Raw genomic sequence first — 14,076 nt, 5'->3', positions numbered from 1 at the left:
ATCCCGGTCTCTTTTCGCGTTAAATCATCAGGTTGTAATTCAAAATCTGGAGCCGGAGTGCAAAACCATCGCCGTCATTTCACCCCCGTCCGTTTTGGACTGGTGTGCTTAGGTATTTGTTGTTGTCTGGGGCTGCTGTTGGCCCGTGTGGGCTGGCTGCAAATTATCTCCCCCGATAACCTGGTGAAGCAGGAGGATATGCGTTCACTTCGTGAGGAGCCGATTGAAGTACCGCGCGGAATGATTACCGATCGGGAAGGGCGACCTTTAGCCGTCAGCGTACCCGTCAGCGCGATATGGGTAGATCCCCAAACGCTTCTGTCAAAAGGTGGCGTCGGCTACGACGACCGCTGGCAGGCTCTTGCCACCGCGCTGCACACCTCGCTTGCCGATCTGACGACCCGCATTTCGCAACACCCGCATTCCCGGTTCCTGTATCTCGCCCGCCAGGTCGATCCGCAGCAGGCGGACTGGATCGATAAGCTGCATTTGCCGGGCATTAATCTGCGCGATGAATCCCGTCGCTTCTATCCCGCCGGACATGTGGCGGCAAACCTGATTGGCTTTACCAACATCGACGATCAGGGCATAGAAGGGGTCGAGAAAAGCTTCAATACCCAGCTCCAGGGCAAGCCCGGGCTTCGGCTGGTGCGAAAAGATCGCCACGGAAGCGTGATTGAGAATCTTACTGAGCAGGCCGCTGTCCCCGCGCATAATCTTCAGCTCAGTATCGATGAACGTCTGCAAACGGTCACGGAAGATGCGCTCGATAATGCGGTGCGCTGGAATAAAGCGGAATCCGGCGCGTCGGTGCTGATTAAAATTGATACGGGCGAAATTCTCTCCATGGCGAGCTATCCCGACTTCAACCCGAATAACCGGGAGAAAGCCACGCTGGACGATTTCCGCAATCGTGCCATCAGCGATACGTTCGAACCGGGCTCAACGGTGAAACCTCTGGTGATCATGACGGCACTTCAGCAGGGCATCGTTCAGCCGGACAGCGTGGTCGATACGCATCCTTATACTCTCGATGGTCATCGCATTCGCGACGTCGGTTTCTACCCTGAACTGAGCCTGACGGGGATCCTGCAAAAATCGAGCGATACCGGCGTGTCGCATTTGTCGCTGGCCATGCCGATTCAGCGCCTGCTGGACACGTATCAGGGCTTTGGGTTTGGGCAACCAACGGGGTTAGGATTGACCGGCGAAAGCCAGGGGCTGTTGCCGCAGCGCCGGTACTGGGGGCAGCTTGACCGCGCTACGTTCTCTTTCGGCTATGGTTTAATGGTCACGCCACTCCAACTGGCACACGTATACGCGACGATTGGCGGCTTCGGCATTTCTCGCCCGCTGTCGATTACCCGTATCGACCCGCCAGTGTTGGGGCATCGCGTGATGTCGGACGAAATCGTGCATGAAGTTGAACACATGATGGAAAGTGTTGCACTTCCGGGCGGCGGCGGTACCAAGGCGGCGGTTCATGACTATCGCGTCGCCGTGAAAACCGGAACAGCGAAAAAAATTGGCCCTGATGGCAAATATATCGATAAATACATCGCCTATACGGCAGGTGTGGCACCGGCCAGTAACCCGAAATATGCGCTGGTCGTGGTGATTAACGATCCTGAAAACGGTAAGTATTACGGTGGGGCTGTATCTGCTCCGGTATTCAGCCAGATCATGGGGGATGTTCTGCGCCTGGAAAATGTTATGCCGGACGGCATTGCTCCGGGCTCTGACAACTTAATCGTCATGCACCATAACGACTCGCTCGCTCCAGCGCTGTAATTCATTCACCTGAAGGGCGAATAGCGTTACACTTTCGCCCTTTCAATCAGACCGGAGTCATCATGTCCTGGAGTTGTCCTCTCTGTCACGCGCCCCTTGCTCGCCATAACAACAGCTATATTTGCCCTCAGCGTCATCAGTTTGATCTGGCGAAAGAAGGGTACATTAATCTGTTGCCTGTGCAGCATAAGCGGTCGCGCGATCCGGGTGACAGCGCAGAGATGATGCAGGCGCGCCGTGCGTTTCTCGACGCCGGTCATTATCTGCCGCTGCGGGAAGCCATCTGCGAAATACTCAGAGAGGCTGAGCCTGAATCGGTGCTGGATATTGGCTGCGGGGAAGGCTATTACACTCACGCTTTCGCGGCTATTGCCAAACAAACGTGGGGGCTGGATGTGTCGAAGGTCGCCGTGCGCTATGGCGCGAAACGTTATCCGCAGGTCGATTTTTGCGTGGCCTCAAGCCAGCGCCTACCTTTCAGCGACGCCTGCATTGATGCCGTGGTGCGAATTTACGCCCCTTGCAACCCGCAGGAGCTTGAGCGCGTTGTCAAAACGGGCGGAGTGGTCATCACCGCAACGCCTGGGCCGCGCCATCTGATGGAGCTGAAAGGACTGATTTATGATGAAATCCGCCTGCATGAGGAGAACAGCGAAACGTTGCCCGGGTTTGAAAAAGTCGCACAGCACCAGGTGGCGTATCCGATGCGATTAACGGGCAGCGAGGCGGTGGCACTATTGCAGATGACGCCTTTTGCATGGCGAGCAAAACCAGAAGTGTGGGAAAAGCTGGCAGGGCTTGAGGCGTTTGACTGCCAGACCGATTTTCTTATTCAGGTCTGGCAGAGAAAGGACTAACCGTAGAAGTGGCTCCAGAGGATCTGCACGCCAATCCCAATCAGTACCAGACCACCGAGAATTTCGGCGCGTTTACCCAGTAGCGGGCCGATAAAACGGCCGACCATCATGCCGATGGTCGTCATGATAAGCGTCGCACAGCCAATCATCAGCGCGGTGAAGATAATATTGACCTGCAGGAAGGCAAGGCCGACGCCCACGGCCATTGCATCCAGGCTGGTGGCGATGGCCGTGGTCACCAGTAGCCAGAAACCGTGACGGCTTGGGGCTTTTTCTTCTTCATCTTCGTTACCGCGCCAGCCCTCAATCAGCATTCGCCCGCCGAGGAAGACCAGTAACACGAAGGCAATCCAGTGGTTCCACTCCAGGATGAACTGGCTGGCCAGCATGCCAAGACCCCAGCCGACAAGCGGCGTGATGGCTTCTACTGCGCCGAAAATCAGGCCTGTACGCAGTGCTTCGGAGAATTTGGGTTTGTGCAGTGAAGCGCCTTTGCTTATCGAGACGGCGAACGCGTCCATCGACATACCGAGGGCTAAGAGGATAGTGGCTGAGAGATTCATCGCTTGTCCTGACCGGGGAAATATCCATATGACATACCGCTGCCCCCAGTAAAAATACGTCACATCCGACGTATAGCAGTGATATGTCTATGGTCTCGCCTGCTCATCTTGTGATGAACCGTACGTGCCACGTTTTGCAACGAGTATGTTGACACGTACATTTCCGGGAAAGGAAATCGGCTACTCCCCAACGACGGGCGCAACCTTAACATAATTTGAGAAAATAAAACAATAACAAAAAACGGTTATTAAAATTGTCAAGTGATAACGATTTTCATTTGAATTTAACGGTGATGAAAACGTTAATTAATATGAGGTGGAAAAAGGAGGGGATATAGCCATGGCTATAATACGCGCTGCGCACAATAACGGCATATATAGCCATTGCTATAATTTTAATTTACTGATTTGAAACAAGTTTGTAAATTCTGTCGAGGTCGTCGATATTCCTTACACGTACCAGTAAACGACGCTGTTCTAATTGCATCACCAGAACACCGTCTTCAGATAAATTCATTGCTTTGACGCGTGGCCACGCAATCCATGCGCTGGAAAAGAAAAAGCCATCCTGTTTAAAAATGATTTTTGGCGTGCGGATCCAGAACAGATATAACCCCATTAACGCCAGCGCACATAATAACCATGTGGTTATTAATTGACCGTGGGCATTAACGTTCTGATAAATAAGAATCGCCACCAGGCCGACAAAAATAATCCCGTCGACGCGGCCGCGGCGGAGCAGGGGGATTGCCAGCAGAACGGGACCTTTCAGACGCGGCATGATGAATTGATCGTAAATGGCCCAGGCCAGCAGCGCCACGATAAACAGGACAAGCACCCAGTCCGTGATAGTCATTACCCCTCCAGAAATGAAAACCGGGGCCAAAAAGGCCCCGGTTATGGACAGAAGAATTACAGACCCAACAGGCCTACAGCATAGCCCGCGATACCGATGATGAAGAAGCCAACGATAATCCACAGCGGGTTCACTTTCTTACGCAGCAGCCACATGCAGGCGAAGGTCAGCAGCAGCGGCACCAGGCCCGGCATCAGCTGGTCAAGGATAGTCTGCACGGTGGTCACACGAGTTTGCCCATCCTGGCCGGTGATGGTCGACACCACCAGCGGAATGTTCACGTGCGTCCACTTGTTAACCAGGGCCCCCATGACAAACAGGCCGAGGATTGACGCCCCCTCAGTCAGCTTCTGCAGGAAGCCGCCGCCCATATCTTTAACGATGTCCACACCTTTACGGTAGCCGTAAGCCACCCCGTAGTAACGGGTTGCCAGACGGACAACGTTGAAGAGGATGAAGAACAGCAGAGGACCGAGCAGGCTACCGCTCATCGCGATACCCGCACCGAGCGCGGCGAAGACCGGACGCACGGTACCCCAGAAGATAGGGTCACCCACGCCAGCCAGCGGACCCATCAGACCGACTTTGATACCGTTTATGGCACCATCGTCAATCTCTGCGCCGTTAGCACGCTGCTCTTCCATCGCGAGTGTTACGCCGAGAACCGGCGCGGCAACGTACGGATGGGTGTTAAAGAATTCCAGGTGACGCTTAATTGCCTGACGACGCGCTTCGTTGTTTTCCGGATACAGGCGTTTGATAGCCGGCACCATGGAGAAGCAGAAGCCCAGCGCCTGCATACGTTCGAAGTTCCATGAGCCCTGGAAAAGGTTAGAACGAATGAACACGCCACGGATATCGCTCTGAGTCAGTTTTTTCTCAGGAGTCGTTTTTGTCATATCAACCATTTCGCTCACCTGTTAGTCCAGTTGGTTATCGAGATCGTTGTTAGCAGCCTGTACCGGGCCACCTGCAACACGATTGTATTTCGGGCTCAGCTGGATATACAGAATTGCCATAACTGCACCAATCACACCCAGAGCAACCAGGTTGAAGTTGGTGAATGCCGCGGTAACGAAGCCGAGGTAGAAGAACGGCATCAGGTAGCCGGCACGCATCATATTGATAACCATTGCGTAACCAACAACCACGATCATGCCGCCTGCGATGTTCAGACCGCCGGTCACGACTTCAGGGATCGCATTCAGCATGCTCTGAACTTCGCTGGTACCGACAGAGATAGCGACGATAACTGCAGGGATTGCAATACGCATCGCCTGCAGGAACAGGGATGATACGTGGATCCAGGAAAGGGCCGTGAGGTTGCCGTTATCTGCTGCTTTATCCGCCGCGTGCTGGAAGGCAACGGTGATAGTACGCACGATAATGGTCAGAACCTGGCCTGCTGCGGCCAGTGGGATAGCCAGCGCGATACCGGCACCGATGCTTTGGTGACCCGCGATAACCAGAACGGTAGAGATGATGGACGCCAGTGCTGCATCCGGCGCAACGGCTGCACCGATGTTCATCCAGCCCAGGGCGATCATTTCCAGGGTACCACCGATGATAATACCGGTTTTCATGTCACCTAGGACTGCACCAATCAGGGTACAGGCCACCAGCGGACGGTGGAACTGAAATTCATCGAGTACGGATTCCATACCTGCGATACACGCGACGACGAACACCAGCACAATCTGAAGAGTGGTAATCTCCATTGTACTTCTCCTATAACGTAAGCCTTAAGTGAGAAAATTCAGCGAGCGACAGGGCAGGTTATTTGCCAACCTTGCCAATCAAATCCATCATTTTCAGTCTCTGGTCGGTAGACACTTTACGTGCTTCGAGCTCAATGCCACGGGCATTCAGCTTCTTGAACGCTTCGATATCTTTCTCATCAACCGAAATGGCGTTGTTGACCTGCGTTTTGCCCTGGCGGAATGCCATCCCGCCGATGTTGACGGAGGTGATTTTCACACCCTGCTCAACGATGCGTTCGACGTCAGTCGGGTTAGTAAACAGCAGCATCACGCGCTCACCGGCATACTGCGGGTTGTTGTATACGCGGATCATTTTCGCGATATCAACCACGTGTGCCGTCACGCCTGGAGGCGCAACCTGAGTCAGCAGCGTTTTACGCACTGTGTCGGCGGCAACTTCATCGCTGACAACGATAATGCGGGTCACATTGGTTTCTTTGGTCCAGCGGGTCGCAACCTGTCCATGAATCAGACGGTCATCGATACGCGCAAGGCCAATGACCATGTAGTCATTCGGGCCCATCGGTTTAGCTGGCACGTTCGCTTTCGGGGCCGCAGCCACAGGTGCTGCTTTCACCGCCGGTTTTGCCTTCAGCGCTTTCACGCCTTCCCGGCCGGTTTCGACCGCCAGCGCCACCAGTTCGTCGAAGCTTGGGTTGTCGTCACGCGCCATCAACGTTTCGACCAGCATAGGAATGTTTACGCCCGCGATAACTTCATGATGCTCTTTATCGACGACAATACGGCTTGCAGCGTTGAACGGGCTGCCACCCCATGTATCGACGAGAAACAGCACGCCTTTACTGGTATCCAGTTTTGCAAGCTGCGCGTTGTACTTCTCGATCAGCGTTTCTGCATTCTCGCCTGGAACGAAGTCGATCCAGCCGATGTTTTCCTGCTCGCCCAACAGCATTTCTGCCGTTTTCAAAAGCTGTTCTGCAGCCCAACCATGTGTGCCTATTACAATAGCAATCGTCACTTGCTACCTCCTTTATTATCGTTACGACAAAACCACTGCCGTTTAATGAACCGCTGGCTTTCACCGAATCGATTCAGATAGGGGTTAGAGATGAATAACTCATTACATCCGTGAATTATTTTAGATAGTGAAAAAATAATTAATGTGATGAAGATCCGTAATTTACTCATCCGGAAACGATAATTTTGGAGCGCAAAAAATCATCGCGTAAACCCTTCGGATGAATGCAAAAAGACGTAAATATTTTTCCAGTTATCCGGTCTGTCTGATATGTTTACGTTCCGTTTAAACACTCAGGAGTATAGGGCATAGCCCGCAATATGGACCGTCACCGACGCCAGCTTCCCTTCAGGCACGCTGCTGCCACGCATTCACCCCTTTTTTACCGCACCGAGATAGTCACGTCTGTTTTTGACAGGGCGATGACAGGCATTGCCTTTAGCAGGAGTCATTCATGGAACTGATAATGGATCCTTCAATCTGGGCTGGCCTGCTGACGCTGGTCGTCCTCGAGATTGTGCTGGGTATTGATAACCTGGTGTTTATCGCCATTCTCGCCGACAAGCTGCCGCCAAAGCAGCGTGATAAAGCGCGCCTGATCGGCCTGTCGCTGGCGCTGGTCATGCGCCTGGTTCTGCTGTCGGTTATCTCGTGGATGGTGACGTTGACCCGGCCGTTGTTCAGCGTCTGGGACTATGCCTTCTCGGGGCGTGATTTAATCATGCTGTTCGGCGGTATCTTCCTGCTGTTCAAAGCCACAACGGAGCTGCACGAACGGCTGGAAAACCATCAGCATGACGCTGGCCACGGCAAAGGCTATGCCAGTTTCTGGGTGGTTGTGGCGCAGATTGTGGTGCTTGATGCGGTGTTCTCCCTCGACGCGGTGATTACGGCTGTCGGCATGGTGAACCATCTTCCGGTGATGATGGCGGCGGTCGTGATCGCAATGGCCGTGATGCTGCTGGCCTCGAAGCCGTTGACGAACTTCGTCAACCAGCATCCGACGGTGGTAGTGCTCTGTCTGAGCTTCCTGCTGATGATTGGCCTGAGCCTCGTTGCGGAAGGTTTTGGCTTCCATATTCCGAAAGGCTACCTGTACGCGGCGATTGGCTTCTCGATCGTCATCGAGCTGTTCAATCAGATTGCCCGTCGCAACTTTATTAAGCACCAGTCGAACGTGCCGCTGCGTGCCCGCACTGCAGATGCAATCCTGCGCCTGATGGGCGGCCGCAAACAGACCGTTGTGCAGCATGATGCTGAAAACCCGGTCGCGGTACCCGTGCCGGAAGGGGCGTTTGCCGATGAAGAACGTTACATGATTAACGGCGTGCTGACCCTGGCTTCCCGTTCACTGCGCAGTATCATGACGCCACGCGGTGAAATCAGCTGGGTGGACATCAGTCTCAGCGACGATGAAATTCGCCAGCAGTTGCTCTCCTCTCCGCACAGTCTGTTCCCGGTATGTCGCGGTGAACTGGATGAAATTATCGGTATCGTACGCGCCAAAGAAATGCTGGTAGCGCTCGAAGCGGGTGAAGATGTTGCCGCGATGGCCTCTGCAACGCCTGCGATTGTGGTGCCGGAAACGCTGGATCCGATTAACCTGCTTGGCGTGCTGCGTCGTGCCCGTGGAAGCTTCGTGATCGTCACCGACGAATTCGGTATGATTCAGGGGCTGGTGACGCCGCTGGACGTCCTGGAAGCCATTGCCGGTGAGTTCCCTGATGCCGATGAAACGCCTGAGATCGTCACTGACGGCGATGGCTGGCTGGTGAAGGGAGGAACGGATCTCCATGCGTTACAGCAAACACTGGGTCTGGACACGCTGCTCAGCAATGACGATGACATTGCCACCGTGGCGGGCTGGGTGATTGCCCACAACGGCCATATTCCCCAGGTGGGCGATGTGCTGAGTCTGACCCCGCTGGACATCACCATCGTCGAAGCGAACAACTACCGCGTGGATCTGGTTCGGGTGGTGAAACAACCTTCGTTGTACGACGAAGAAGAGTAATCCTCAAAGAATAACGGGCAGCACATGCCCGTTATGCTCCTTCGGCGGCGGAGTTCCGCCTGCCAGCCAGTGCGGAAACTCCGCCAGCGGCATGGGCTTCGCATAAAGATATCCTTGTAAAACATGCACGCCGTGCAGACGCAGATAATGTGCCTGCTGCGGCGTTTCCACACCTTCTGCTACCAGCTCGATATTCAGGCGTTGGCCGAGCGAAATAATAATATCCGTTACCGTGGAATTCACCGCATCGGTGCCAATCGCGTTGGTAAAGGATTTATCGATTTTGAGGATGTCGGGGCGCAGCTGTTCCAGCCACGACAGGGCGCTGTTCCCGGTGCCAAAATCGTCGATCGCCAGACGCACGCCTTTGCGGTGTAGCTCGCGTACAAGTCGGTAATCAACGCCCTGCAGGCTGTCACGTTCGGTAACTTCCAGAACCAGCTGTTGTTTGGGATGAGCGGTAAACCAGTACTGGTTCACGTCGCGCAGCAGCACCCCTTGCAAAAAATGGCTGGAGGCGACGTTAATACTGATATGAAACTGCGGGTCGGCCGGAAAATAATCGATCTGACGAATCGTTTCCACGAACACATAGCGGGTCAGTGGTGCAATGAGGTTCTCGCGTTCGGCGACAGGAATAAAAACCTCTGGTGAAATCCAGCCAAGACGTGGGTTTTTCCAGCGCAGCAGAATTTCCACGCCGGTGCACTGCTGGCTACGGGTATCCAGCTGCGGCTGGCAATAAAGCTCAAATTCGCGCTGTGCCATGCCATGGATGATTTCACGGGTAAAGCTGAGCCGTCCGGCGGTGGCAATCCATGCTACGGAACTCAAAAGCAGGGCAAGGATCACCGCCAGCGGCGCCTGGGAAGGAAGGTCTTCAAGTGCGAGCATGCCCGCACCGGGCGTGGTCACGCTGATGCTGAAAGGAAAAAGTTCAGACTGACGTGTGACCATCTGCTCGTCATCGGCCAGCCGAAACGTGTCGCTGATGCCCTGTGATTCGCTGTAATAGCGGTGTCCAACGGACACTACCACCCGACGGATTATCGGCTCCTGGGGTTCCAGCAGCAGCGAGCTCAGCAGATGAATATTGATAGTCAGCATGACGCCATCTTCGCCGTCCTGCGAGGCGGGATACCACTGAATAAGAATAGGGGAGTTTTTAAGCAGCGTTTCATCCGTTGCCAGCAGCAGTCTGGGTTGCGGATCGGGCAGCGAAAGCTGGCGCTGACGCAGGACGACGTCCCGGTCGCCAAACACGCTGGAGCAATAGAGAACGCCGGATTTAACCAGCGCAATGGAACGCAGCGTTTGCATGGCTGCCGCCTGTTTACGAAGCGGCAGATGAACGTTGTCGCAGGGCTGACCGACGAGGCTGACCAGCTCATGGCGTTTGCCTGCAATCGGCATCAAAATCTTGTCGAAGCTGTCTACGGCATGACGTGCGTATGCATCAATGCGCAGCTGATTTAAGTCGCGCTGTGAAATAAATCGCAGGCCAAACGTCAGCAGCAAAACGATCAGCGCCACCATCAGAGAGATGATGATTCGCTTGCGGCGGTATCCCTTAATCAGATTCTGGGCTGTATGCATGACTGACGCTCACTCGGCGACCGCCAACTCAATTGTTAGCGTCAACAGAGCAAGTGTAGTGCTCTGCGGATAAAAAAAGAGGGGAGGGTAAAAAAATCGCCCATCTGTAGGAGATGGGCGAGGAGGGATTAGTCACACTGTACTTTGATGGCCAGGCCGCCCCGCGACGTTTCGCGGTATTTGGCGTTCATGTCTTTGCCGGTTTCGTACATGGTTTCGATGACCTTATCGAGCGAAACGCGCGGCTCACTCGTACGGCGCATTGCCATACGCGCGGCGTTAATTGCCTTCACGGAGGCGATGGCGTTACGTTCGATGCACGGCACCTGAACCTGCCCGGCAACCGGGTCGCACGTCAGGCCGAGGTTGTGTTCCATCCCGATTTCAGCCGCCACGCAAACCTGTTCAGGGCTGGCACCCAGCAGCTCGGCCAGACCTGCAGCGGCCATTGAGCAAGCGACGCCCACTTCACCCTGACAGCCAACTTCAGCACCAGAAATAGAGGCGTTCATCTTGTACAGGGCACCGATCGCTCCGGAGGCCAGGAAGTAGCGAATATAGCTTTCCGGGCTGACGGGTTCGATAAAGTGATCGTAATAAGCCAGCACGGCCGGAACGATGCCGCAGGCGCCGTTGGTCGGGGCCGTTACTACGCGGCCACCGGCGGCATTTTCTTCGTTCACCGCCAGCGCGAACATATTGACCCAGTCGACCACCGTCATCGGATCGCTGTTAGTCTTGTCCTGGCTCACCAGCATACGGCGCAGTGCAGCGGCGCGACGCGGTACGCGCAGCGGGCCAGGCAACACGCCTTCCGTATTCAGACCGCGATCGATACAGGCCTGCATGGTCTGCCACACGTTCGCAAAATAGTCTTCAATCTCTTTCTTACTGTGTAGCGCCAGTTCGTTCTGCATCACCATGCCGGAGAGCGACAGGCCGGTTTCTTTGCAGTAGTCGAGCATCTCTTTGGCGGAGTTGAACGGGTAAGGCACGGTGACATCACCGCTGGTATCCTTGCCGAAATGCTCTTCGTCGACGATAAAACCGCCGCCGATGGAATAGTAGGTTTTGCTGTAGATAACCTTATCGCCCGCGAAAGCGTGAATGGACATGCCGTTCTCATGCAGCGAAAGGTTGTCACTTCGAAAGCGCATGCCGTCGTCCTGCGGAAAATCAACTTCGCGGCGACCGTTCGCCAGCAGCAGACGTCCGCGGGTTTCCACGTCGCGAATAAACGCCGGAATAGCGTCGATATCTACGGTGTCCGGCATGTTGCCCGCCAGACCCATAATGATGGCGATATCAGTATGGTGGCCTTTACCGGTCAATGACAGTGAACCATAAACGTCAACCGCTACGCGGGTCACGTCATCGATCATTCCCTTTTCGACCAGATCATCGACGAACTGCTTCCCGGCCTTCATTGGGCCAACAGTATGGGAAGATGAGGGGCCAATCCCCACCTTGAACATGTCGAATAGACTAATCACTTTAACACTCCTGACAGGGTTACCGGAAAGCTCCGATAACGATGTAATAACTGCGCATAGTGTAAGAGGGAACCGGTAATGCAGCTTAACTATTCACATGAATTAAACTAATGCTTCACCCCGATTTTACTAATAGCGTGGGGTGGATCGCATAAGCCGTTATCCACAGTATAGTTAAGGTTTCATGCCAATTTGTACGGCCAGCTCACGAATAATCCCGGCGGTCATTCCCCAGACAAAATAATGCTGATACCAGGAGAGCCAGACGCGATGTGAGTTACCGCGACGGTGGATATCGAGCGGATGATAGCGCCCAAGGCGCAGGGCTTCGGCCAGCGGCATTTCGAAGACGGCAGAAACTTCATCGACGCTGGCGTGATAGTGCAAATCGGGCGGAATAATGCCGACGACGGGGGTCACCTGAAACCCCGTCACGCTGTCTACGGGTGGCAGTACGCCAAGGATTTCAACCGATTCCGGGGGAATTGCCACTTCTTCCTGCGCCTCGCGCAGGGCAGCTGCGATCAGGGAGGCGTCACCGCTGTCAACGGCTCCGCCGGGAAAGGCAACCTGTCCGGCATGCTTGCGCAGCTGCGAGGAGCGTTTGGTCAGCAGCAGGCCCGGTACCTCACGACGCACTATTGGGATCAGCACCGCGGCTTTGCGCTGATTTAGCGAGGCTTTCGTTGGCTGTGGGCGCAGAAGCTGAAAGCGGGAGATAAAATCGTCAAGCTTAAGGTCCGGGTGTGCCATCGGTTACGACTCCAGTTGCTGCAAAATGCGGTTCACTTTATCAAAAGTTTCCTGATATTCCGCCTGCTCGTCGCTGTCAGCCACAATGCCGCCGCCCGCGGAACAGACGATTCTGCCGCCTGTTGCCGTCAGTGTACGAATGGTGATGCTGGTGTCCATATTGCCGCACAGGCTGATATAGCCAATGCTGCCACACCAGGCATTGCGGCGATGGGGCTCGAGTTCATCGATGATTTCCATCGCCCGGACCTTAGGCGCGCCGGTGATGGAGCCGCCGGGAAACGCCGCGCGCAGCAGATCGGTGGCGTGGAGCGATTCCGGCAGTTTGGCGGTAATTGTACTCACCAGATGATGCACTGCCGGGAACGGCTCAACCACGAAGAGCTCCGGTACTCGCACGCTACCGGGTACCGCCACGCGGCCAATATCGTTGCGCATCAAATCGACAATCATCAGGTTTTCGGCCCGATCTTTTGGCGATGAGCGAAGTTTTTCAGCCTGCTCAGCATCTGCACCGGGATCGGCCTGGCGCGGCAGCGTGCCTTTGATGGGGCGTGTCTGAATTTGCTGACCTTCAAGCTGAATAAAGCGCTCAGGGGAAAGGCTCAGAATGGCACTCTCCTTCAGGCGAATAAAGGCGCTGAATGGCGCCCGGTTGGCCTGATTGAGCCGGCAAAACGCCTGCCATTCGTCACCGGAATAACGGGCTTCAAAGCGCTGTGCCAGATTGACCTGATAACAGTCGCCGCTTTGCAGATACGCTTGTACCTGGCGAAATTTCTCGCCGTAGGCTTCGCGCGTCATGTTTGAGCGCCAGGCCGAGGTCAATGTAAACGGTTTAGCATCGGTGACTTGCTGTGCTTCAAGCCATTTGAAGCGGGCATGAGGGTCATCGTGACTCAGCAGCGACACGCTCTGACGCTGATGATCGACAATCAGCGCCCAGCGATAAATGCCGACGGCCATGTCCGGCACGTGAATATCAGCCTCTGCGCTTTCAGGCAGCGTTTCGAAACGTCGGCCAAGATCGTAGCCGAACAGGCCCAGCGCGCCGCCCTGGAAGGGGTGCTCGGGATGTGAGGCAACCGGTAATTCGCAGGCTGCCAGCGTCTGTTTTAACAACGCTAACGGATCGGCTGGCGACTCTGTTTGCTCTCCATCGTGGGTAATCAGCGTGAGTGCTCCTCGCGTTACCAGCGTGACAACCGGATCGGCAACGAGAATATCAAACCGGTTATGAGCGTGTTCGGCAAACCCTGAGTGCAGCAGCATCGCCCAGGGCTGAGCGGAAAGGGGAGTGAAATAGTGTTCAGCGGCGTCGGCACGCCAGGGCAGCGTAATCACAGCAGGGGACAACATCGACCTCAATCCATCTGACGCCGCCCGCTGGCTAATGTGCAGGCGGCATGAAATA

12 protein-coding genes and 1 riboswitch are annotated in these 14,076 nt (G+C 54.9%); of the genes, 3 read left to right on the top strand and 9 right to left on the bottom strand.

Features of this window, described 5'->3' with window-relative positions; all coding sequences use genetic code 11:
- Positions 1-57: 57 nt before the first annotated feature.
- Both ftsI and rlmA read left to right on the top strand, forming a co-directional pair.
- Positions 58-1,791: a peptidoglycan glycosyltransferase FtsI gene (ftsI, locus tag RTU33_RS05860; protein WP_312625940.1), complete on the top strand. Its 1,734-nt coding sequence runs from the start codon at positions 58-60 to the stop codon at positions 1,789-1,791.
- A 62-nt stretch (positions 1,792-1,853) separates the two neighbouring features.
- Positions 1,854-2,648 carry a 23S rRNA (guanine(745)-N(1))-methyltransferase gene (rlmA, locus tag RTU33_RS05855; protein ID WP_312625939.1) on the top strand — a complete coding sequence of 265 codons (795 nt, stop codon included), beginning with the start codon at positions 1,854-1,856 and terminating at the stop codon, positions 2,646-2,648.
- Here the strand turns inward: rlmA and mntP are convergent.
- The 5 genes from mntP to manX form a co-directional block, all read right to left on the bottom strand.
- Complete coding sequence (mntP, locus tag RTU33_RS05850) at positions 2,645-3,211, bottom strand: manganese efflux pump MntP (protein ID WP_312625938.1); 567 nt, start codon at positions 3,209-3,211, stop codon at positions 2,645-2,647. The two genes, rlmA and mntP, sit on opposite strands and share 4 nt — an antisense overlap.
- A 5-nt stretch (positions 3,212-3,216) precedes the next feature.
- A riboswitch (yybP-ykoY riboswitch) is annotated at positions 3,217-3,412 on the bottom strand.
- Between the two features lie 199 nt (positions 3,413-3,611).
- Entirely contained in the window at positions 3,612-4,067 is a 456-nt protein-coding gene (locus RTU33_RS05845) for a DUF986 family protein (protein WP_312625937.1), read from the bottom strand.
- Between the two features lie 56 nt (positions 4,068-4,123).
- The gene (locus tag RTU33_RS05840; protein WP_312625935.1) at positions 4,124-4,975 is read right to left on the bottom strand and encodes a PTS mannose transporter subunit IID; all 852 of its coding nucleotides are present in this window, start codon (positions 4,973-4,975) and stop codon (positions 4,124-4,126) included.
- A 12-nt stretch (positions 4,976-4,987) separates the two neighbouring features.
- A complete protein-coding gene (locus tag RTU33_RS05835) occupies positions 4,988-5,785 on the bottom strand; it encodes a PTS mannose/fructose/sorbose transporter subunit IIC (protein WP_312625933.1) in 798 nt (265 codons plus the stop codon).
- Between the two features lie 58 nt (positions 5,786-5,843).
- The gene (manX, locus tag RTU33_RS05830; RefSeq protein ID WP_312625931.1) at positions 5,844-6,806 is read right to left on the bottom strand and encodes a PTS mannose transporter subunit IIAB; all 963 of its coding nucleotides are present in this window, start codon (positions 6,804-6,806) and stop codon (positions 5,844-5,846) included.
- A 454-nt stretch (positions 6,807-7,260) separates the two neighbouring features.
- On the opposite strand from manX, the gene yoaE reads away from it, so the two are divergent.
- A complete protein-coding gene (yoaE, locus tag RTU33_RS05825) occupies positions 7,261-8,820 on the top strand; it encodes a CNNM family cation transport protein YoaE (RefSeq protein ID WP_312625930.1) in 1,560 nt (519 codons plus the stop codon).
- 3 nt (positions 8,821-8,823) lie between these two features.
- On the opposite strand, the gene RTU33_RS05820 is transcribed toward yoaE, so the two are convergent.
- The 4 genes from RTU33_RS05820 to pabB all read right to left on the bottom strand — a co-directional run bounded on the left by RTU33_RS05820 (position 8,824) and on the right by pabB (position 14,021).
- A complete protein-coding gene (locus RTU33_RS05820; protein WP_312625929.1) occupies positions 8,824-10,416 on the bottom strand; it encodes an EAL domain-containing protein in 1,593 nt (530 codons plus the stop codon).
- Positions 10,417-10,544: 128 nt separating this feature from the next.
- Positions 10,545-11,909 (bottom strand): L-serine ammonia-lyase, encoded by a 1,365-nt coding sequence (sdaA, locus tag RTU33_RS05815; protein ID WP_312625928.1) that lies wholly within the window; start codon positions 11,907-11,909, stop codon positions 10,545-10,547.
- A gap of 174 nt (positions 11,910-12,083) precedes the next feature.
- Positions 12,084-12,662 (bottom strand): CoA pyrophosphatase, encoded by a 579-nt coding sequence (locus RTU33_RS05810; protein ID WP_312625927.1) that lies wholly within the window; start codon positions 12,660-12,662, stop codon positions 12,084-12,086.
- Positions 12,663-12,665: 3 nt separating this feature from the next.
- A complete protein-coding gene (pabB, locus tag RTU33_RS05805; RefSeq protein ID WP_312625926.1) occupies positions 12,666-14,021 on the bottom strand; it encodes an aminodeoxychorismate synthase component 1 in 1,356 nt (451 codons plus the stop codon).
- Between the last annotated feature and the right edge of the window lie 55 nt (positions 14,022-14,076).

It is taken from the genome of Scandinavium sp. (assembly GCF_032012665.1).
Taxonomy (GTDB): Bacteria; Pseudomonadota; Gammaproteobacteria; order Enterobacterales; family Enterobacteriaceae; genus Scandinavium.
This window is presented reverse-complemented; position numbering and strand designations above follow the sequence as displayed.

What these genes read in the sequence shown, in the direction of transcription:
- rlmA (WP_312625939.1), top strand. Translation starts at nt 1,854, where the DNA reads ATGTCCTGGAGTTGTCCTCTCTGTCACGCGCCCCTTGCTCGCCATAAC.
- mntP (WP_312625938.1), bottom strand. Translation starts at nt 3,211, where the DNA reads ATGAATCTCTCAGCCACTATCCTCTTAGCCCTCGGTATGTCGATGGAC.
- RTU33_RS05845 (WP_312625937.1), bottom strand. Translation starts at nt 4,067, where the DNA reads ATGACTATCACGGACTGGGTGCTTGTCCTGTTTATCGTGGCGCTGCTG.
- RTU33_RS05840 (WP_312625935.1), bottom strand. Translation starts at nt 4,975, where the DNA reads ATGGTTGATATGACAAAAACGACTCCTGAGAAAAAACTGACTCAGAGC.
- RTU33_RS05835 (WP_312625933.1), bottom strand. Translation starts at nt 5,785, where the DNA reads ATGGAGATTACCACTCTTCAGATTGTGCTGGTGTTCGTCGTCGCGTGT.
- yoaE (WP_312625930.1), top strand. Translation starts at nt 7,261, where the DNA reads ATGGAACTGATAATGGATCCTTCAATCTGGGCTGGCCTGCTGACGCTG.
- RTU33_RS05820 (WP_312625929.1), bottom strand. Translation starts at nt 10,416, where the DNA reads ATGCATACAGCCCAGAATCTGATTAAGGGATACCGCCGCAAGCGAATC.
- RTU33_RS05810 (WP_312625927.1), bottom strand. Translation starts at nt 12,662, where the DNA reads ATGGCACACCCGGACCTTAAGCTTGACGATTTTATCTCCCGCTTTCAG.
- pabB (WP_312625926.1), bottom strand. Translation starts at nt 14,021, where the DNA reads ATGTTGTCCCCTGCTGTGATTACGCTGCCCTGGCGTGCCGACGCCGCT.